The sequence below is a fragment of the Clostridium sp. CM042 genome (assembly GCF_055080995.1).
In genome coordinates this window covers 2,043,764-2,063,075 of record NZ_CM143646.1, presented here as the reverse complement: position 1 = coordinate 2,063,075, position 19,312 = coordinate 2,043,764, and the positions used below count along the sequence as shown (strand labels likewise).

Genomic DNA, 19,312 nt, shown 5'->3' with positions numbered 1-19,312 from the left:
GAAACCTCGACACAAACCAAATATTCGTTTATCCTATTTTTTTAGGGTAACTACGTCATTTCCTAACTTCCCAAATATTAAAAGTTCAAAACATTATAACCTAATGATTCACAAACATACAAGCGATTGTAACTAAGAGGTATGTAATTATACATGTTTGAGGGCAAAGTCGTTCCTAGGACACGTTAGATAAGCAGAAACAGTATCCAGTAGGCAAGTTATACAGAATTACATACAATTCTCTATTTATCGAATATAGTAATAATATAGTATGTGATAATTTATATAATTTAAAGGAATATATGTAAACTTGTAGAATAAAATATGTATGAAAGTGGGTGGACAAGGATGCCGATATTAATAATAATACTTATAATTTTATTTTTCCCATTAGCATTGCTAATTGCTGCGTGGTTAATTCCTATAATGCTGATTATACTTAGTATAGGTTTAGTAGGATGGTTACTATATAGATGTTATAGAAAAAAAGAAGGTAAACCTAAAAAGAGAAAAATCGCATTATATATAGCATTGGTAGTAGAATTTATTTTACTTATAGTAGGCCCGGAGAATATTTTTCCTAGAAAGTTTCTATATGCAATTAGTGACTATGATAAATGGACAGAGTTCATTGCTTTTATATTTATATGCCCTTTTCCAATTGCAATGTTAATTGATACATTTGCATTAACTCCCAAATTGAAGTCCGTACATAAGAAAGAATTATAGGAGGGTTACATTACAAAGATTTGAATATAGAAAGTAATTGATTATATATAATAAACTTAAAATTTGCCAATACAATTCGAATAACTACACTATAAAAGTTTGTAAAAATGCAATAAGAAATATTTATATATTTCTGGCGAATCATCATTAAAAGTTTGTAAAAAATGTGACCACAAGACATATTCTATTAAAAAGTGTGTACAGTCCACGTAATGGTTGATATTACTGAGTTTTAAGCATATTTTAATTTGAAACATTTTTTACAACCATTGATATGACTGGGTTTGTTAAAGTTGCCCAAAAGTTGGATAGTCTCTAAGGGAGACATTATATATGTTTGATTATTAAAAGTGACTTAATACGTTGATATGACTGGGTTTAGTGTCTTTTGTATATCAATAAATCAATGGGTTTACTTGTATGTTCGTGGCTATCACTGGGTTTGCAAGTAGTATCCACTAAACGCAATGTGAGAAGGATAATATGTCACGAAGCAGAAACTACTCCTCCGATGCTGAAATGAGTGGGTTTACGAGGGGTGGGCAAAAATCTCTATAGTGATAGAGGATAATACATCAAATAAAAAGTATTGTTTAGAATGTAGTAAGGAAATAAATAGAATCAAAACACTGGAGAATTGGCACAAGAATAAAGAAAAACTAAAAAAACTTTGAAGCGACCATATCTTTGTAGAACGTTGATATGACTTGATTACAGAAAATCAGAAAAAAATAAAAGTGTCTACAAACCCATTGGAACGGTAAATACGTCAAAAGTTAAAGAGTCTCTAAGGGAGCATGTAGACTATATATCGTTCCCTAATATGGTATTGTAAAGATTGTGGTAAGGAAATAGATAGGAATAAGGCAAAAGAACGTATGAGAAAGATAAGGATGTTCGATGCGACCAAAACCTTTGTAGCCTAGTTATATCAACGGTTTACAGACTTACTATTTTATAAAAAAATTAGTAACTATAGTCATAGCCCCATTCTGTTCAAAAAATGGATGGTCTCTAAGGGAGAAGTAACAATTCTCGCAATTAGAAATACTGCTTAATCACATTGATACAACTGGCTTTGGAGGTACTTTTATTTAACATTTTCCACTCCGTAATATGATAAGAGAAAATAAAAGAATCCGAAAAGCAGAAACACCTCTTAAACCATTGATATAACTACACTTACGATAGGTGGGCAAAATATTCTAATGTGAGAGGGAGTACCAAAAAAATAAATATAATTCTCGACTAGTAGAAACACCTCTTAAACCGTTGGTATAACTACACTTACGAATGGTGGGCAAAAATCTCTATAGTGAGAGGGGATAAAAATAAAATTAAGATAATTCTAAAAAATATTGTATTATTTGTGCTAAGAGAGCAAATATAGAAAAGACGAATAGTGCTAAAACACTTTAAATATTGATTTACTCCGAACCCTGTAGGTGTTGATATATATACTCTAAGGGTTGATTTTTAAAATTATTTTGCTCTGCATAATATGTATAGAAAAAACAATAAATCAATAAAAAGACACACCTTTTTTATAGACACGTTGATATTACTAGGTTTAAGAGGTATAAAAGAGTTACCATATGTAAGGCAGTAAAAGTCACTTTTGAGCAAAAAAGTCAGTCTTTTTATTTTGAGGATGACCGTAGCCTAGTAATACCAACGCCTCAGACAAATGCTATCTTCGCGGATAAGGGGAGGTATAAAATAAACAGTAATACATATATATTACTTCCCAAGTGGCACAAAGTACCACTTGCAAGAGTATAAAATAAACAGTAATACATATATATTTTTTTATAAACATAAACGTTTCTGTTATTAATGAAGAAGGAGTTGTATTAAGATGAGTGAAGATGAGATCCGAACAGGAATATTAAAGATTCAAGAGAAATATTATACACCAACATCTAAAATTGCAGAAGCAGCGCAAGTAAATAGAAGTTTACTAAGTAGAATGCTGAATGATAAATTTGAGAAGCCAATGTATAAGAATGTACTAGATAAATTAGAGACCTGGTTACAAGATAGGATGTAATGTCACGAAATAGAAAATGCCCTCAACTCGTTGATATAACTACGTTTGCAGAATTATTGATATTTTTATTATATGAAGTAAATTAGAAAGCACTGATATGATTACATTAGAAATTTAGGTGTAATGATATGAGTGCTTTAACTATGTGCATTTAGACATATAGTACAGCATTTAATACTTAGCCATTATAGATTCAACACACAACGAACCGTTCACCTCCTAAGTTGAAAAAAGAGTTGTGTGTTCCTTCTGTAATAATAAAATAATATGTGAAAGGAAGTGTAAATCGTGAAAATAACAAAAACTTAGGTTCCTTAATTTCTGTTTTTAAGGAATTAAGGGATACCCAAACAGTGAAAATATTATTGTTATGTACGGAATACATAGCAAAAGGAATTTACAGTTTTTCGTTCAATTACGAGAAATTATGAAAGAAGAATTAAGAGAAGAATTACCAAAATGGAGTAGATTTGAGGATGGAGTTAAATATGATTTAGTATTATCAGATGATTTTGATAGTTTAATTTCATGTATAATCATGCAACAAAAATATGGATTCAATATAGGATATTTTTATGGCTTTAGAACTATGTATGCTACTCAAACTCAAAATGTTAACAACTTTTTAGGTTTAAACAATGAGAAATTATATATAGATGTAGCAACTGTAAAAGATAAGAGCATAGATAACCATGTACAAGCCATATATGGGTGTGATACGCACAATGAGAATAGTATTAACCTAAACAATGTAGGTAGATTTTCAGGCTGCAATGATTATTATTACAGTAAATACTGTGGTAGTACATTATTAACTGTAATGAGTTTATTGAATATACCAGTCCCAACAGACGAGGACACACAGATGATTTTACTTGCCATTGATAGTACTTATTTAGGTTTCTATGGTAGCAAACAGTACAGAGAGAGCAACAGAAAGCACCTAAGAGATATATTAGGGTTTGAACAGTTATATGATTTATTAGGTAGGAAAACAGTAGAGGATTTCAAAGAGATTATTGAAAAGTATAGTCTGAAAACTAACATTAAAATTGTTAACGACAAAATGACATACACAAATGATGTAAGTCTATTACAGAAGAAACTATTTATTTTTTTAAATATAGATATTACACTATCGGATGAAACACTTATTCCAATAGATGAATACAAAATAGGTTTTTTTGAAATACCATACAACGTTAATCCTACAATATTAACTAAAACTTACCAGTTAGAAATGGGATTCGATATTCATTCGTTAGCAATGACAGGTAAAAGAAATATTAGTTACAGTTACCAACAAGTCAAACAGGTAGAGGATAATCCTTACCCGTTTACTATAACACATTAAAATAAAAAGTCAATATATATGAAGGAGATTATTATGAATTATTTAGATAAAGAATTTAAGTTCGTATACAACATGGAACAAGGAATTTACTTTGCAAACAATGGTGGCCTATTAGAAGCCAATGCAATCAATCCTAAGAGTGGCAACATATTTATGAAGTTTCTAAATAACGAAAAGTTACAAGAACTGTTTAAAATATGGAATAGTCGTGTAAGGTAAAAAACTACACCCCCCTAATTTGGGGGGTACAACATAAGGTAATCTCAAATTACACCCCCCAAATTAGGGGGGGCTACTGAGGTGTAATAAGAGAGACTAATCTATTAATAAAAGAGAATAAGTTCACAAGTGTGCAGAAAATCTGCAACCTTAGTTTCGGAAATTATGTGAGGGAGATATTATGATGGAAAAATTAGATTATTTTACGAAGGTACCCAATGATGTATTTTATAAAAAGGTAGGAAAGAGCATCATACAAGAAGTTGAGAATGACAAGGTTATGAGTATTATAGATTACCTTTATACAAACATGAATAGAAAAAGTATCATCAAGTTTACATTAGAGGATATGATTATTGATTGTGGTTTCAGAATTGGAAAGAAGAAAGGTGAAACAGTACCTAAATTTAGAGAGATGTTAGTTAAATTACAAGAATTGAAATATATAATTTCTGATTGTGATATGAAGGACATCAAACCTAAAGATTTAGTTATATGTACATTGAGTATTGATTTTACTGGTAAGTTTTTTCAACTGTTTGACTCGGAGAAGGAAAAGATACTCAATCAAACAAGTGAGAAAATTGATAACTATAAATTGCTTGTTTATTATGCTTATACAAAATGTAGGATATATAAACGGTCACCGGAAGAATTAGGACTATTTTCTGATGGTGGAAGAGCAGAGGTATGTTTTGTTGGTTATAAAAGGATACATGAAGATTTAGGATTATCCGATGAAACTATTACTAAGTACAATAAAATATTGGTTGCTTTAGACATGATTCGTATTGCTAATGCCGGAACTTGGTATTATGCAGAGGATAGGAATAAATTTCCTAGAGAAAGTGCTAATATTACTTGCCTATTTAATAAAGAGACAGAAATATGGAAAATGAATTTAAGAAAAGGGATTGAAACATATAAGTTTTATGGAATAGAAAACCTTAATAAGATATTTACTAATAGTAGAAAGTACAAGAATAATAATAAGATACTTAATGGAGAATTAGGTTCCATTATTAAGAAAGAAAAGTTAGGAACTGCTACATTTACGGAATTATTACGTAAAACTGAAATAGAAAATTGTATAAATGACAAGAGTGCTAAATTATATGAAGAGGAGATTTTATTATGATGAATTTGTTAAAAAATCAAAAGAATATAAGGATTGCATTGTTAGAATTACAAGTTGAAACATTAAGAGAAAGGTTAGAGTTGAGAGGTGTCTACAAGAGTCATATGAAGCCTACAGTGAACATTCAACGGGAACTAGTACAATTACATGGCTAGAATTTAAGTTACTAATAGGGCATCATATTACAACTCGTTGAGGGGTAGTATAATGAACTAATTAAGAGGAGAGATATATTATGGATTTAAGTACGTTAGGATTAACAACGGAGCAAATGACTGCATTAGAGGGGCATATTACAGAATCAAATAGTAAAGCATCACAAAGCGAAACAGATAAAGTTAGGACAGAATATTCAAAGAAAATCAAAGGGTATGAGGACGAGATAGGTAAATATAAGCCAGTGGATAAAACAGATAGTGAATTAGCAATGGATGCTAGATTGAAGGCACTAGAGGACAAGGAGAAGGTATTACTAGGCAAGGAGAAACTATTAGACATAAACAATAGGCTAAAGGAACAAGGACTTCCGGTGTCACTATCAAAATACTTGGTAGGTGCAGAGGATATGGACTTAGAAATCACAGGCTTAAAGGAAATGTTCAATAATTCTACTATAGAAGGTGGTTTTGTTCCTAAAAATCATAATGGTAGTGGAGATAGTATAAGTAAAGAACAGTTTGGAAAGATGGGTTATGTAGAAAGAGCAAATTTATTTAAAACAAACCCAGATTTATATGGAAGATTATCGAAGTAGTTCCACCTCACCAAAATTGGAGAGGTCGGGCTACTTTTATTATATTAACTAAGTTTAACCGAAGAGTTCATTTTGACATCTTCGAGAGAGACGTTGGTATCACTGAGTTCCATTGGTGAGGACAATTTTGGCTCCACCAATGGAACTTTATATTAATAAACAAAAAACATAGGGTTGTGACCGGCACAGAAGGAGAATTAATTATGGCTTTAATAGTACCAGAAATATATTCACAACTTGTAAGAGAAAAATTCCTAGGAAGAATGAAAGTAGCAACATTATCCACTAATTTAGGAATACTTTCAAACTCAACTGTGGGAGAAACAGTTAATTTCCCAGTATTCAAGACAATAGGAGATGCAAACCTAGTAGTTAAAGGAACAGTATCACCTATTGAAAGTTTAAATCAAGTAAATTCTCAAGCAACTATCAAAATGATAGACAAAATAATCAGAGTTTACGATATCGACGATATGACTGCATTAGGAAGAGGTATAGAGGAATCTGCTAGTCAACAAGCAATAGTATTTGCTAGACAATTAGACAGTGATCTCATACTTGAAGCAATGAAAACTCCATTAAAAACTGCTACTGCTGATGCAAAGAAAATTACTGCTGCGGAACTTAATGCTGGACTTGCTAATTTTGGTGATGAATGTGATATCGACGATATTGGAGGTATCGTTATTCATAGTTTATTGGATAGTTCTTTTTATGCTATGCCTGAGTTCGTAGATGCTGCTAAAACTTATAATGCTATGGGTAATGGTATCGTTAGAAACGGTTGTATCGGTACTTTTAGAGGCATTCGAATATTTCATACAGACAAAAATACTCTTGTAAATTCTGAATGCGTATCATTCATAATCAAGAAAGGTGCTTTATCTTACATGGAGAAGAAAGCAATCAATATACAGGAAGAAAGAGAGGAAAAATTACACGCTACTGATATAGTTGGGGATTACGTTTACGCTTGTAAATTAACTGACGAGACAGGTGTTGTAATGATTAGAAAGACAATAGCATAACAGTTGCACAATTTTGTGCCATTGTCAAATTTAAGGAAGGTGTGTCCATAACGGATGCCCTTCTCTTTTTTTTAAAGGAAATAGTTAAGTAAAAAGGAGATGTTATTAATGCTAAGTCCAAGTAAAATAAAATATTTAAGATTACTACATAATTTGACACAAACAGATGTGGCTAAAGAGATTAAAGTATCAAAGAATTACATATCAGAATTAGAAAATGGTAAATCACAATATTCACAAGTGCAGCACGATAAGATTGTTAATGCAATATACATAGTTTCAAAGAAAAAGAAGGCTCAATTAGAAAATCTAACTGAGATTTTAGAAGATGTAGGGGCAACAGTTAAAAAGAAAGTGAAATAATATGAAGTTTTTACAATTTATTAGAAGTCCTTGGTGGGATATTCAATAAATTACTTATAACTTTTATATATTTATTATAATTTATTGGAAGTTATTAGAAGGAAGTGGAGAACAAAAGAAGAGGTCAAGTAAAAATCTGAGAAATCGGGTTTGGTAATATTACCAAAAGTGATTTGTGGTCTACAATTCCTTAAATGCCTAGTAAACAGATAGGAATTAAACCGTAACACACTACGGCTTTTCCAAAAGGGGTAAAAGAATTGGTTGATATAAAAAACGGATGTGCAGAAATCTGCCACTCCGATAAAAAAACTACTTCCATTTTAGGGAATAGTCAAGGTTTATCGCCCGCTCCATACGTACGCTATACGATAAGTTATTTATCCAGTCTATTAATTATTCCATTTTCATGTGGAAAATTACACGATACAGAGATTTGAGAGGGAGTAAAATTTCGCTCTCTCAAAAAGAGGTTAAAAGGAATCATAAAACGAATACATAAGTTCGTGTTTACATAATGTTTACAGAAGTTTACGTGATATTTACAAAAATGTTTACAAAAATAAATAATAATTAAGGAGGGGTATTTGAATGAGATACGGAAATTTTAAGGATAAAATAACATCAAACCAAAACAAGGTTGCTTATTTTGTTCAATGGTACGTTGATTCTGATTGCAAACAAAAAACAAAGGCTAACTATGATAAGGAATGTAAAGGAAGTACGGCAGTAGAGTTTGAATTTGCCATGTCGGAATGGTTAATTCGTTCAGATGTGCAAGAGAGCATCCTTGAATATATGAAACAAAAGAAGTTCATTAAGATAGTAGATATATATAATTCAATGTGTGAGAAAGCACTATTAAAAGGTGATGTACAGGCTGCTAAATTTGTAATAGATTTTAGTAAATCAGAGTTTTTTAAGAATACAGAAGGCGAAGCAGATAAATATTTAGGTGGTATTAATATCCCGGGACTAAGTGTAGGTGATAAATAATGGGAATATCCGTAGAAAATGCTAAGAAGATTAAATACTTATGGCAAGATGGTCATGAGGTGGACTGGATACAATCATTTATTAAGATAGTTGACAAGGATACTAACCTAGTACCATTTATGTTGACACCTGAACAACATGAATTTGTTGAAGGATTAGAGAAGTTTAATATTGTCGAAAAGAGCCGCCAACTCGGCCTGAGCGTATGTTCCGTTGCACTATCAATAAGACAATCAATAGTATATCCTAACAGTTCATGTTTGTTAGTATCACACGATCAAAAGAGTTGTAATGCTATATTTGATAAACTAAAACAACAATTTGATTCTCTACCAGATTGGTTACGACCTAAGACCTTAGCAAATAATAGAATGGAAATTAAGATGGTTAATGGAAGTAAGATTACGTGCTCATGTGCCGGTAATCGTGATGTAGCGAGGGGCAGCACAATCTCATTTTGTCATATGTCAGAATTTGCCTTTTGGAAGAATCCAGAGAAACAACTAAATAGTATAACCCAATCACTTACTGCCGATTCTAAATGCGTTATTGAGAGTACGGCTAATGGATTAAATTATTTCCATGACTTATATTTCCAAGCAAAAAATAATGAGAATAGTTATAAGAGTTATTTCTTTAATTGGATAAGTGGAAGCACTCTGTTTAAAAAAGACTACATCAACTCTGCTGAGATATACAGAAGTAGGTTCGGAAAAGAGTTGAGTACGGAAGATTTGACAGAGGAGGAGATTGGATTAGTAGCACTGGGAGCAAGTATACCACAGTTAATGTGGAGAAAATTAAAGATTTCCAGTAGTGGACTAGATTCATTCAATCAAGAATACCCTGCTACCGATGTACAGGCATTCCTAAATTCTGGGGCAAGTGTATTTGATAATAAGAGAATTGTAACATTTGAGATGGCATTGGTCTCAAACAAGACAACACATATCCTAAAAGAGAATATTTTAGATTTGCCAGTCCTACTAAAGAGTCATATAGGTAGGTCTTTTTTTATATACAAAACACCAGTTGTAGGAGAGCGATATTACATTGGTTGTGATTTGTCAGAAGGCTGTGGGAACGACTACAGTGTTGTGGAGGTATTAAGTAAAGATGGAGAACAGGTAGCAGAGTTCTATAATAATAAATTGAAACCATTTGAAATGGCAGAGATAATTAATGCGGTAGGTAAATATTACAACACAGGATTAGTTACGGTAGAGAAAGCCAGTGGTGGTCACAGTGTTATAGAAAAAATGAGATACGAATATCACTACATGAATATGACAAAGTATCAAGCATATGATGAATTTCAAATAATGAGGTGGAAGGTAGGATTTGATACCAATGTTAAAACAAAGAGCATTATTATTAATGACTATGTTGAAATGTTTAGCAAAGGACTATTAAAAATCAATAGCAGAAAGTTACTCCAAGAGATGAAAGTATTCGTAGTAAAAGAGAATGGAAGTATGTCTGCTAGTGGTAGTAATCATGATGATTTAGTCATGAGTATGGCTTTGGCTATAGTATCAATTAAGAACAAATATTACTATTAAACATTAGTCCGATATTAGACGAAGGTTAAAGGTCAGTTCCATAGATATAGGACAGCACAATTCGGTGCAGTCATCAAATATAAAGAGAAAGGAAGTTATAAAATGCAAACACTAGAAAGTTATATTCAAGATAAATACAGTAATGATTCACTATGGTTTGAGCAAGAAGTAAACCAAGGCAATCATTTACAGAGAATAAGCAAAGTTGTAAATAATATGACCTATTTACTAGGTAGTCATAAGATATTATTAAAAGAGGATGCTAAATGGAAGGGACAAGAGTTCATTACTAAGAAATTAATGCTCAATCAAGCCAAAACAATACTCAATTTCCATACTACTTACTTACTGGGTAAGCCAATTACGTTGACAGGCTCAGAGAATAAGGTTAAAGCATATCAAAATATCTATAGAAAAGGAAATTATGATGATATAAATTTTAAGATACTAGAAAATGCTATTAAATTTGCAGATTCATACGAATATGTCTATATAGATAAGGATAAGAACATAGTATCCAAGGTTATTAAGAGTGAGGATGGCTACCCTATATATTCAGAAGATGCAGGTGAGTATATTGGATTTATAGAGAGTTATATCACAGATAGCAATAAGGTTAGTTACTACAACGTATACTATGAAGATAGAGTTGATATGTTCAGTAATGAAGGTTCAGAGTTGCAGTTGCTAGAGAGTAAGAAGAACCTTAGTGGACTACCTATTCATTATAGTAATGATGAGAGTGCCTACGATAACTTTGGTGTTAGTATACTTGAGGATCTAAAGCCTATCTTTGATGAATTTGAGGATATGTATAGTAAGATGTCGGATAGTATATATACTCTAACGCTTAATCCTATGCCAGTAGTAGTAGGTCAAGGAGTAGAGGGGAGCATACCGGCTGATGCAGTAGGGTTCTGTATAAACCTAGACAATGGTACATTTGATTATAAGAATGCAGTAATAGATAGTGGTACAGTTAAACTATACTTAGATAAACTACAACAAGAACTCAACATTATAAGTCATATGCCAAGTGTAGCAATTGGTAGTAGCAATGTTGCTAATGTATCCGAGGTCTCCTTGAAGTTACTATATCAATTAGCAGATGTACTTGCAATGCTGAATGAGAGATGGCTAAGAAGGGGATTAACACAAAGGAATAAGATGTTTGATAAGTTATTAGAGTTATTAGGTGTACCATTGAATGATGAAGAGTATATTGATGTAGAGTTTAATTATAGTAGACCAGTCAACAATCAAGAAGTGTTAGCACAACTACAATCACAGTTTAGTATGGGTGCTATAAGTCGCAAGAGTATTATAGAGAAGAGTCCATTGACTACAGATGTTACAACAGAGATGGATAGATTAGAAGAAGAGAGTACTGCTAAGGCGGATGTAGTAGTAGATACTAAGGAAAAGGATACAAAGGTAGTAGAAGATAAGGTAGTGTAATATAGTGGGAACCTATGTGTACCAATGGATAGAGGGTAAGTGGAGGATATAACTAATGGATAATGATTGTTAGTTAATAGTTATTGGTGAGAATAGGGGTGATACAACTATTTAAAAAAAAGCGTCTTAATAGAAATGTCTAGCACATTCTAGCAATTTCCTCTTATATATGTTGACAATGTAGTTAGTTTTTTATACAAACTATCCAACAATTATATATAAAAATTTATACCATACTACTATGTCATGAATAGTACCATTCAATATAACCTTTATTATATTGAATGGTTTTATACTGCTTTATGAATAAAGTATGAACAAAAGAACGACTGTTCCCATGACATAGGGGATGTTTACTATAAGTATGTAGTGTTTAAACCCTTGTAACTGGCTATGTGCTTGACGTTAGAGGTATATGGGTATAGTCATAAACATGCAATTAAATAAGTATTTAGTTCAATGTTTTAATAATATGTATATATATTGTAGGGTTCAAGCCTATGAACCAGTCATCGCTATGAAGGTCAGTCAAGGGTATATTATAGACATATTACCTAGAATAGCCTAAGAGATTACAAGGTTGTGATATGTCATCAATCCCATTGCTATCACTCGCTTCCCCCTATTAGCCATTCAATCGCCCTCCTAACCCAAAATTTACCCACAGACAAAATTGACTTATATAGGTGTTTCCATTTTAGAAGCCCCTCGTATTTCACGACCCTTATACAAATTAAATATGAAAGGAATGATGCCACATGACAATTATAGAACGATTAAAATTAGAACTTAGCAACAAAGACTACTTCACAGATGTTGAACTAATTGTATTCCTATCCGAGAATGACCTTACACCAACTATAACATACATTAAGTCAACTCACCAACGTGACCTACTTTTAACTGTAGTAGATGTACTTGAAGCAGTATCAAATGATGTTGACCTTATGCGTAACGTATCAGATGGTACTACAGGATTAGCAATATCAGAAGCATATAAACTAATTAAAACTAGAATACAGGATATTAAAATTAAGATTGCAAGTATTTCTATTATAGATGATTACTCCAATGTGTCCTTATTATTTACAAGAAGTAGGCGATAACATGAATACTCAATTTAACCTATTTAAACAGTCACTAAAGAGGAGTGGGAAGGTTTGTTTAGTCAATGATACAGATAATATCACTTGTGTATTCAAAGAGATATTTGATAGAACTAAAGGAACAGATTGCAAGTATATAATCACAGATGAAGCCCTCAAACAGGGTGACATAATTTCATATAATAAAAATTCCTACATTATAATAACTAAGAATGAAAGTACAAATGATGTATACGCAATGTATTGTATTAGAAAATGTACAGCAAACGTTAAAATATATATAGATAATGTATTAGGCTTATATCCAATGTTCTGTGATGGTCAATCGTTTTATTTAAGTTCCCCTACTACTGGAAGTTTTGGTATTATGCCAATTAGAGGTATGACGATGACCATACCTTACACAAAAGTATCCGACACTATTTTAGAAGGACAAGAATTCATTAAATTTCATAGCGCATGGCGTATAAGTGGAATAGATAAAACAGTAGATGGATTGATAACTTTTACTTGTGACGTTAGTGTGAGTGGTGGGGATTGGGAAACTGAAATACCAGATGGTGTTATACCTTATGATCCAAATACACCTGTTGGTTATCAAATAGTCATAGATCCAATATCAGCCACATTAGGAGACACTTTACTATTGGAAATCACAGTTAGTAATGATGGTAAAGTATTTGAAGTAGATAATTCTGAACTAATTTTCACATCAAGTAATAAATCTATAATTAGTGTAGATTCTTATGGATATATATTTGTGGCTGCAAGAGGTACTGCCACAATTACAGTTGGATATTCAGACGGTGGTTGGGATGGTGACGGTAATCCTATAATAGTAGCAACAGGAACAATAGAAATAACAATAGAATAAGAGGAGGGATTTATTAATGGAAAGTGAAGTAATTAAATTAGCATTAACACAGGGCATATTTTGTGCCCTTTTTATATGGCTATTTATAGATACTAGGAAAGATGGTAAAGCAAGAGAGTCTGCATATCAAGGTACTATCAAAGAAAATCAATTAGTAATAATGAGTATGACAGATAATTTTAGTATAGTTAAGGAAATTAAAGTTGATGTAGATGAAATAAAATTAAAAATAATGTAGTTGTAAAATGGTATTGATGTATAGGAGTAATTCCCTATACATTTCTCCTTTTTTATAAATAATACTTAATTAAGGTTAATTAGATTTAACTAAACCCTAATTAGATTTAATTAAATATTATTAATGCTTAAAATTGATGTATATATTAATGTAGGAATAATTGAAAAAGACCCTTTTAATTTTATATTTTTTGTACATATAATTACTTCAATGGAAACATTTCTGAATAAGGTATTGATTTTATAAATATAATAGTGTTATAATTGAGAATATTAAATGTAAATCAAAAACATAATTTGTATAAAATCTAAACCACTCAGTTAGATAAAGTTTCTAGAAGAATTGTTAATGAAGTTAAAGGAGTAAACAGAATTGTTTATGATGTAACTTCAAAACCACCTTCAACTATTGAATGGGAATAAAACATAAATATAATTAAAAATGAGAAAGCCTATTTTACAGTGTTTATTATGATTAATAACTTGTAAAATAGGCTTTAATTTAAATAGTTCCCCCCTAAATTCACCACCAAATAAAAAATTTAAAAAGATAATTTATTTTTTTACAAAAAGATGATAGAATCATATTATATACGATAACGGATTATAATTTTAAGGAGGTGTAAGTATGGCTAAAATGGGAAGAAAGGTATCTTACAATTTAACATTGGCTAATGAAGAGAAAGAAAGAAAAGTTAGAGAAAAGTGGGAAGAAGAAGGAGGAAGAGTTACTACTGCATATGTTTTAAATAAAGCAATGGCTCTTTTATATGAAAAAGAATTTCCAAATGAAGATAAAAAAGAGTAGGAGAATATACCCAGCAAATCTGGGTATATTTTTTTTGTTTAAATTATAGTTCAAAAGGAATATTTAAAGGTTTTAAAGAACATTTTGGGAGGATTTATAAAATTATGCTTGATTTTATTTTTTCAGGGTATATAATCACCTTAAAGAAGATTTAAAACTCTTTAAAACTCTTTATGGGTTGAAAATCTGAAAAATTTTTACGTTCTTTGAAAACTAAATGAATAAAAAGAAAAAGGAGGTGTTCTAATGAATCCCAATAAAGAAGAATTGGAATATATGTATTGTGAGATGTTTTGTAATGATGAAGATGTTGATGATGATAATAACGAAGCATTTGATAATTTTGATGATTAAATGAGAAAAAATTCTTATATATTAGAAGGGAGAAAGCTAAATGAGTGATAAATTAAATTTAGACAAAAATTCTGGGGATGAAATGTAAAAAGAAGCAATTTTAAGAATAAAAGGACTAATAAAAAATTTTAAATTAAATCCAAATGTTCTTAAACATTTTAATGAAGGAAAAATATATTATTCCTATTTAACTGCTGGTGGATTTATCAGTAGTATAGATACTATTGATTTATATTTTTCATTTAATTTATGTAATGAATAATGTTGATGATTTAAATGATAAAGTAGTAGGTATTTTGCATGATATTTTAGAAGATACAAATATAACTAAGGATGATTTATTGAATTTGGATTTCTCTGATAATATAGTTAATGCAGTTGAAATATTAACTAAGTCTAAAAATAAAAATTATCGGGATTATATTGAGGGTGTTAGAAGCAATCCTATTGCTAGAAAAATTAAGTTAATTGATTTAAAGCATAATATGGATCTAACAAGATTGTCAGAAATATCGGATAAGGATTTAAAACGTACTGTGAAGTATCTTAAAGCTTATAACTATTTAATGCTTGTTAAAGAAAAATATGATTTAACAAATAAGTTGCAAACGGATATATTTGATGTTAACAGTTCCTATGAATTTTGGGTTAATGAAGATGATGATATTTATGATGAACAAATTGATGACCCGAAAAGGAAATAGTTCAAACCTAGATAGTAATTTTAAAATAAATAAATGAAGTAATCCCCCCTATAATCCCCCCCAAAATACAAAGGTGTATTGTAAGTCTAGATTATATCAGGTATTGAATAATATAAGTTTTATTGAATGGGAATAGGTAAGAACGTTGTTATACCTAGATATATTAATAAAATAAGTTAAGGGAGCTGAAAGAAAATAACAAGTCAAAGATTCTGAGGATATTTTGTGACAGGCGAAGCGACATAAACCGCGCATAGTTTCTCTCTGTAAGGGTTGTGGCAATGAAGCATGTCGCAAAATAGACCAGAAACTGGCTTGTTATTTTTTTGAAGCTCCCTAACTAAAGGTGTTTTTCAGTAGAAACAAGGGAGCTAAGTTTAAAACAAGAAAATGTTGCAGCTCCGTAGGAGATGATTTAATTGATATATAAGAAGAGGATTATAAAACATAATATATATTAAAGTGTGGCATAATAAATTTATAAATATTAGGGAGGAAATGCAAAAATGTAATATACCACCAAAGGAGTTAATAAGAAATTATTCAAAAAATAAATAGATAAGAAAAGGGCGTGAAAAAAATGAATAAATTAGAAACACTAATAGATGCAGGATATAAGATAGAAATTCAATCAAATTCCAAATTTTGTTTAATTTTGCAGGATACAGTCCCTTGTGTGAGTTTTAATGCGGATAACATAGAGGAAGCTATTGATTCAGCTTATTACTTTGTAAAAGAAATGAAAACAGCAGCAGATAAAACTGAAACAGAAACTGAAACAGCAAAGCAAATAAAGGATTATAAAAGTATAATTGATGCACCGCAACCACAAGAATTAAAAATTGATGAAGATATACTTAATGGAGAATTTAAGATGACGACTACTATTAGATTGTATTCTGAAGTTTGGGGGGAGTTTAAAGATTTTGCAGAGACATATAAAGAGTATAAAAGTATGGATTTAGTTAGCATGGCACTTCTAGAATATATTGAGAAATACAAAGACTGATTATCCGGCAATTAGTATGTAAAGTGGTTTGGCTTAGGCTGAACCCTTTTTTTATTTTTACAACGGATTTAAAAGGTAATTATGACCTCTGAATAGATAGAAAATGGTATAATATTGTATATATAAATAGTTTTCGGGGTAATAACACATGAAAGAACATTTATGGAATAATGTAAAATAATAAATAATGAAGGTGGTAGAATGAAATGAAACTAGTAATTAAAGATATAGAAAAGAGTTATGGAGAAAAACAGGTATTGAAAAAAGCATCATTTAGCTTTGAAAAAGGGAAAATATATGGACTTTTAGGAAGAAATGGAGCAGGTAAAACAACTCTTTTTAACTGCATCAGTGGGGAACTTAAATATGAGAATGGTAGCGTGAGTATCGTAGAAGATGGACAAGCAGCAGTGGAAATAGATTATAGTAAGGTGGGATATGTTTTTTCAGATCCAGTGATACCGGAGTTTTTAACTGGATATGAGTTTTTAAAATTTTATATTGATATTAACAAGGATAAAATTGAAAATTTGCTTACAATAGATGAGTATTTTGATATTATAAAAATTAAGGATGAAGACAGATATCGCTTGATGAAGGGGTATTCCCATGGAATGAAAAACAAAATGCAAATGGTTTGTCTTTTAATAACTAGACCTGCTGTAATTTTGCTAGATGAACCATTAACCTCTTTTGATGTAGTGGTGGCTCTAGAAATTAAAAATTTGTTAAAGAAAATGAAAAGTGAGCACATCATTATTTTTTCTACTCATATTCTTCAGCTGGCTACAGATTTATGTGATGAAATATTAGTTTTAAATAATTGTATTTTAGAAGAAGTGGATAGTGAGGTTCTAAAGAGTCCTGAATTTGAAGAGAAAATCATGGAGATTTTAAGGGAGAAGGACAATGATTAGTACATTTATAAATAGTTTTAAGGTATCTTTTGCAGAGCAGGCTAATACTTTTATATATTTTCTTAAAAGGATACCAATTTTGGGTAAAAAAATTCCTGAAAATTTATATAAAAGAACTCATGCTAAACTGGCTATAGGTGTTATACGTGAAATTTTAGGAGTACTAGGCGAATTTATTGGAAAAGCTATATATTTAGGTCTAATGATTATTTTGCCATCCTATTTAATGACTAAAGACATAGCAAAGTTACAACCTTATTTTTTACACATATTTTTCTTTTTAAGCTTTGTGGTGGGACCATTTATGAAAAACGTAATTTTTGATAAAACTAACCAAGCGGCTTTTAATATGATAACACTAATGAGGTCTGATGCAAGAGAATACTATCTTGTAAAAATATTATATAGAAATATAACAGACTTTATATACTTTGTTCCTCCAGTAATAATTATAGGTTTAATAATAGGATTTTCGCCATTAAAAGGCATAGTGCTTGTAGCGGAAATAATAGCGTTTAGATTAATTGGTGAATGTTTACAGATTTTCATATATGATAAGACTGAAGGGCTTCAAAAACATAAAGATTTATTTATGTCACTAGTAATAATTGGAGGACTTGTCCTTGCCTATGCATTACCTTTATTAGGACTTACTATTAATTTTAATTTAATATTATTCAATACTTTTGTGGCGATTATTGTATTAATTCTAGGCGTGGCAGCTTTTATATACTTATGGAAATATAAAGAATATACATCAATAGCAAAAACTTTATTAAATAAAGATAAATTATTTAATGTAGAAGCTATTAGAAATCAAGCGACTTTTTCAACTGTAAAATTGGATGAAAAGAGAATGAGTAAGGAAGAATTAAATACAAAAAAATATGACCAAAAGAAGGGATATGAATATTTAAACTCATTATTTTTTCTTCGTTTTAGAGGAATAATGGTAAAACCTGTAAAGGAAAGGGTTGTCTTCATAGGTGTTATATTTTTAATTACCATGTATTTTGTGATTTTTATACCTAGTAAAAGGGTGGATATAGTGAACATAACTAAAAAAAGCATTCCCCCATTGGTATTCATAATGTACAGCATGTCAACGGGAGAAAGAATTTGCAAGGCTATGTTTTTTAATTGTGATGCAAGTCTATTAAAATATGGATATTATCGAGAGGCAAATGTGATTTTATCAAACTTCACTTCGAGACTTAAGAGGGTAGTTATTCTTAACCTGATACCAGCTTTAACTTTATGCGCTGCAATAATTTGTATTATATTAGCTAGTGGCTATAGTTCTCAGATTATTGGAATGATACCACTATTTTTGTGTATTATTTGTTTAGCTTGTTTCTTCTCCATACATCATTTGTTCATGTACTATGTATTGCAGCCTTATACAACAGAGTTAACAGTGAAAAGTCCCTTATTTAAAGTCGTAAACATGGTTATGTATATTGGTAGCTATACGTGTCTTCAAGTTAAGACGACTTCATATTATTTCACATCAGGGATTATTATAACAACTATTGTATATATGGTAGTTGCGTTGATTTTAACATATAGAGTAGCGCCAAGAACTTTTAAGTTAAAATAGTGATAACATAAGCAAAATCGCTGGGCGAAAAAATAAATATTATACTGAATTC

At 30.6% G+C, this 19,312-nt stretch carries 20 protein-coding genes and 1 pseudogene; all 21 read left to right on the top strand.

Features of this window, described 5'->3' with window-relative positions; translation table 11 throughout:
• Window positions 1-348 precede the first annotated feature (348 nt).
• The 21 genes and pseudogenes from ACWJJ7_RS09740 to ACWJJ7_RS09640 all read left to right on the top strand — a co-directional run bounded on the left by ACWJJ7_RS09740 (window position 349) and on the right by ACWJJ7_RS09640 (window position 19,260).
• Entirely contained in the window at window positions 349-729 is a 381-nt protein-coding gene (locus ACWJJ7_RS09740; protein WP_462961955.1) for a hypothetical protein, read from the top strand.
• A gap of 1,858 nt (window positions 730-2,587) precedes the next feature.
• Window positions 2,588-2,779, top strand: coding sequence for a hypothetical protein (locus ACWJJ7_RS09735; RefSeq protein ID WP_462961954.1), 192 nt, complete (start codon window positions 2,588-2,590; stop codon window positions 2,777-2,779).
• A 427-nt stretch (window positions 2,780-3,206) separates the two neighbouring features.
• The gene (locus ACWJJ7_RS09730) at window positions 3,207-4,133 is read left to right on the top strand and encodes a hypothetical protein (RefSeq protein WP_462961953.1); all 927 of its coding nucleotides are present in this window, start codon (window positions 3,207-3,209) and stop codon (window positions 4,131-4,133) included.
• A gap of 18 nt (window positions 4,134-4,151) precedes the next feature.
• Entirely contained in the window at window positions 4,152-4,352 is a 201-nt protein-coding gene (locus ACWJJ7_RS09725) for a hypothetical protein (RefSeq protein WP_462961952.1), read from the top strand.
• 181 nt (window positions 4,353-4,533) lie between these two features.
• A complete protein-coding gene (locus ACWJJ7_RS09720; protein ID WP_462961951.1) occupies window positions 4,534-5,490 on the top strand; it encodes a hypothetical protein in 957 nt (318 codons plus the stop codon).
• A complete protein-coding gene (locus tag ACWJJ7_RS09715) occupies window positions 5,487-5,645 on the top strand; it encodes a hypothetical protein (RefSeq protein ID WP_462961950.1) in 159 nt (52 codons plus the stop codon). Before ACWJJ7_RS09720 ends, ACWJJ7_RS09715 begins: the two co-directional genes overlap by 4 nt.
• 80 nt (window positions 5,646-5,725) lie before the next feature.
• Entirely contained in the window at window positions 5,726-6,244 is a 519-nt protein-coding gene (locus ACWJJ7_RS09710) for a hypothetical protein (RefSeq protein ID WP_462961949.1), read from the top strand.
• Window positions 6,245-6,447: 203 nt separating this feature from the next.
• Window positions 6,448-7,272 (top strand): hypothetical protein, encoded by an 825-nt coding sequence (locus tag ACWJJ7_RS09705; RefSeq protein WP_462961948.1) that lies wholly within the window; start codon window positions 6,448-6,450, stop codon window positions 7,270-7,272.
• A gap of 108 nt (window positions 7,273-7,380) precedes the next feature.
• Window positions 7,381-7,635 (top strand): helix-turn-helix transcriptional regulator, encoded by a 255-nt coding sequence (locus tag ACWJJ7_RS09700; RefSeq protein ID WP_462961947.1) that lies wholly within the window; start codon window positions 7,381-7,383, stop codon window positions 7,633-7,635.
• 591 nt (window positions 7,636-8,226) lie between these two features.
• Window positions 8,227-8,631: a hypothetical protein gene (locus tag ACWJJ7_RS09695; protein WP_462961946.1), complete on the top strand. Its 405-nt coding sequence runs from the start codon at window positions 8,227-8,229 to the stop codon at window positions 8,629-8,631.
• Window positions 8,631-10,193: a terminase large subunit domain-containing protein gene (locus ACWJJ7_RS09690; RefSeq protein WP_462961945.1), complete on the top strand. Its 1,563-nt coding sequence runs from the start codon at window positions 8,631-8,633 to the stop codon at window positions 10,191-10,193. Before ACWJJ7_RS09695 ends, ACWJJ7_RS09690 begins: the two co-directional genes overlap by 1 nt.
• 102 nt (window positions 10,194-10,295) lie before the next feature.
• Complete coding sequence (locus tag ACWJJ7_RS09685; protein ID WP_462961944.1) at window positions 10,296-11,651, top strand: phage portal protein; 1,356 nt, start codon at window positions 10,296-10,298, stop codon at window positions 11,649-11,651.
• A 758-nt stretch (window positions 11,652-12,409) separates the two neighbouring features.
• Window positions 12,410-12,757, top strand: coding sequence for a hypothetical protein (locus ACWJJ7_RS09680; RefSeq protein WP_462961943.1), 348 nt, complete (start codon window positions 12,410-12,412; stop codon window positions 12,755-12,757).
• A gap of 1 nt (window position 12,758) precedes the next feature.
• A complete protein-coding gene (locus tag ACWJJ7_RS09675; RefSeq protein ID WP_462961942.1) occupies window positions 12,759-13,631 on the top strand; it encodes a hypothetical protein in 873 nt (290 codons plus the stop codon).
• Between the two features lie 16 nt (window positions 13,632-13,647).
• Window positions 13,648-13,869, top strand: coding sequence for a BhlA/UviB family holin-like peptide (locus tag ACWJJ7_RS09670; protein ID WP_462961941.1), 222 nt, complete (start codon window positions 13,648-13,650; stop codon window positions 13,867-13,869).
• Between the two features lie 320 nt (window positions 13,870-14,189).
• Window positions 14,190-14,291, top strand: a pseudogene (locus ACWJJ7_RS09665) (GMP synthase (glutamine-hydrolyzing)); the annotation flags it as partial.
• A 205-nt stretch (window positions 14,292-14,496) separates the two neighbouring features.
• A complete protein-coding gene (locus tag ACWJJ7_RS09660) occupies window positions 14,497-14,676 on the top strand; it encodes a hypothetical protein (RefSeq protein WP_462961940.1) in 180 nt (59 codons plus the stop codon).
• A 608-nt stretch (window positions 14,677-15,284) separates the two neighbouring features.
• Complete coding sequence (locus tag ACWJJ7_RS09655; RefSeq protein WP_462961939.1) at window positions 15,285-15,734, top strand: GTP pyrophosphokinase; 450 nt, start codon at window positions 15,285-15,287, stop codon at window positions 15,732-15,734.
• A 580-nt stretch (window positions 15,735-16,314) separates the two neighbouring features.
• Window positions 16,315-16,743, top strand: coding sequence for a hypothetical protein (locus ACWJJ7_RS09650; RefSeq protein ID WP_462961938.1), 429 nt, complete (start codon window positions 16,315-16,317; stop codon window positions 16,741-16,743).
• A 206-nt stretch (window positions 16,744-16,949) separates the two neighbouring features.
• Entirely contained in the window at window positions 16,950-17,660 is a 711-nt protein-coding gene (locus ACWJJ7_RS09645; protein ID WP_462961937.1) for an ABC transporter ATP-binding protein, read from the top strand.
• Window positions 17,653-19,260 carry a hypothetical protein gene (locus tag ACWJJ7_RS09640; protein ID WP_462961936.1) on the top strand — a complete coding sequence of 536 codons (1,608 nt, stop codon included), beginning with the start codon at window positions 17,653-17,655 and terminating at the stop codon, window positions 19,258-19,260. The genes ACWJJ7_RS09645 and ACWJJ7_RS09640 overlap by 8 nt, the downstream gene beginning before the upstream one ends.
• Window positions 19,261-19,312: the final 52 nt, after the last annotated feature.

Coding starts and splice junctions, on each gene's coding strand:
- ACWJJ7_RS09740 (WP_462961955.1), top strand. CDS start 349: ATGCCGATATTAATAATAATACTTATAATTTTATTTTTCCCATTAGCA.
- ACWJJ7_RS09735 (WP_462961954.1), top strand. CDS start 2,588: ATGAGTGAAGATGAGATCCGAACAGGAATATTAAAGATTCAAGAGAAA.
- ACWJJ7_RS09730 (WP_462961953.1), top strand. CDS start 3,207: ATGAAAGAAGAATTAAGAGAAGAATTACCAAAATGGAGTAGATTTGAG.
- ACWJJ7_RS09725 (WP_462961952.1), top strand. CDS start 4,152: ATGAAGGAGATTATTATGAATTATTTAGATAAAGAATTTAAGTTCGTA.
- ACWJJ7_RS09720 (WP_462961951.1), top strand. CDS start 4,534: ATGATGGAAAAATTAGATTATTTTACGAAGGTACCCAATGATGTATTT.
- ACWJJ7_RS09715 (WP_462961950.1), top strand. CDS start 5,487: ATGATGAATTTGTTAAAAAATCAAAAGAATATAAGGATTGCATTGTTA.
- ACWJJ7_RS09710 (WP_462961949.1), top strand. CDS start 5,726: ATGGATTTAAGTACGTTAGGATTAACAACGGAGCAAATGACTGCATTA.
- ACWJJ7_RS09705 (WP_462961948.1), top strand. CDS start 6,448: ATGGCTTTAATAGTACCAGAAATATATTCACAACTTGTAAGAGAAAAA.
- ACWJJ7_RS09700 (WP_462961947.1), top strand. CDS start 7,381: ATGCTAAGTCCAAGTAAAATAAAATATTTAAGATTACTACATAATTTG.
- ACWJJ7_RS09695 (WP_462961946.1), top strand. CDS start 8,227: ATGAGATACGGAAATTTTAAGGATAAAATAACATCAAACCAAAACAAG.
- ACWJJ7_RS09690 (WP_462961945.1), top strand. CDS start 8,631: ATGGGAATATCCGTAGAAAATGCTAAGAAGATTAAATACTTATGGCAA.
- ACWJJ7_RS09685 (WP_462961944.1), top strand. CDS start 10,296: ATGCAAACACTAGAAAGTTATATTCAAGATAAATACAGTAATGATTCA.
- ACWJJ7_RS09680 (WP_462961943.1), top strand. CDS start 12,410: ATGACAATTATAGAACGATTAAAATTAGAACTTAGCAACAAAGACTAC.
- ACWJJ7_RS09675 (WP_462961942.1), top strand. CDS start 12,759: ATGAATACTCAATTTAACCTATTTAAACAGTCACTAAAGAGGAGTGGG.
- ACWJJ7_RS09670 (WP_462961941.1), top strand. CDS start 13,648: ATGGAAAGTGAAGTAATTAAATTAGCATTAACACAGGGCATATTTTGT.
- ACWJJ7_RS09660 (WP_462961940.1), top strand. CDS start 14,497: ATGGCTAAAATGGGAAGAAAGGTATCTTACAATTTAACATTGGCTAAT.
- ACWJJ7_RS09655 (WP_462961939.1), top strand. CDS start 15,285: ATGAATAATGTTGATGATTTAAATGATAAAGTAGTAGGTATTTTGCAT.
- ACWJJ7_RS09650 (WP_462961938.1), top strand. CDS start 16,315: ATGAATAAATTAGAAACACTAATAGATGCAGGATATAAGATAGAAATT.
- ACWJJ7_RS09645 (WP_462961937.1), top strand. CDS start 16,950: ATGAAACTAGTAATTAAAGATATAGAAAAGAGTTATGGAGAAAAACAG.
- ACWJJ7_RS09640 (WP_462961936.1), top strand. CDS start 17,653: ATGATTAGTACATTTATAAATAGTTTTAAGGTATCTTTTGCAGAGCAG.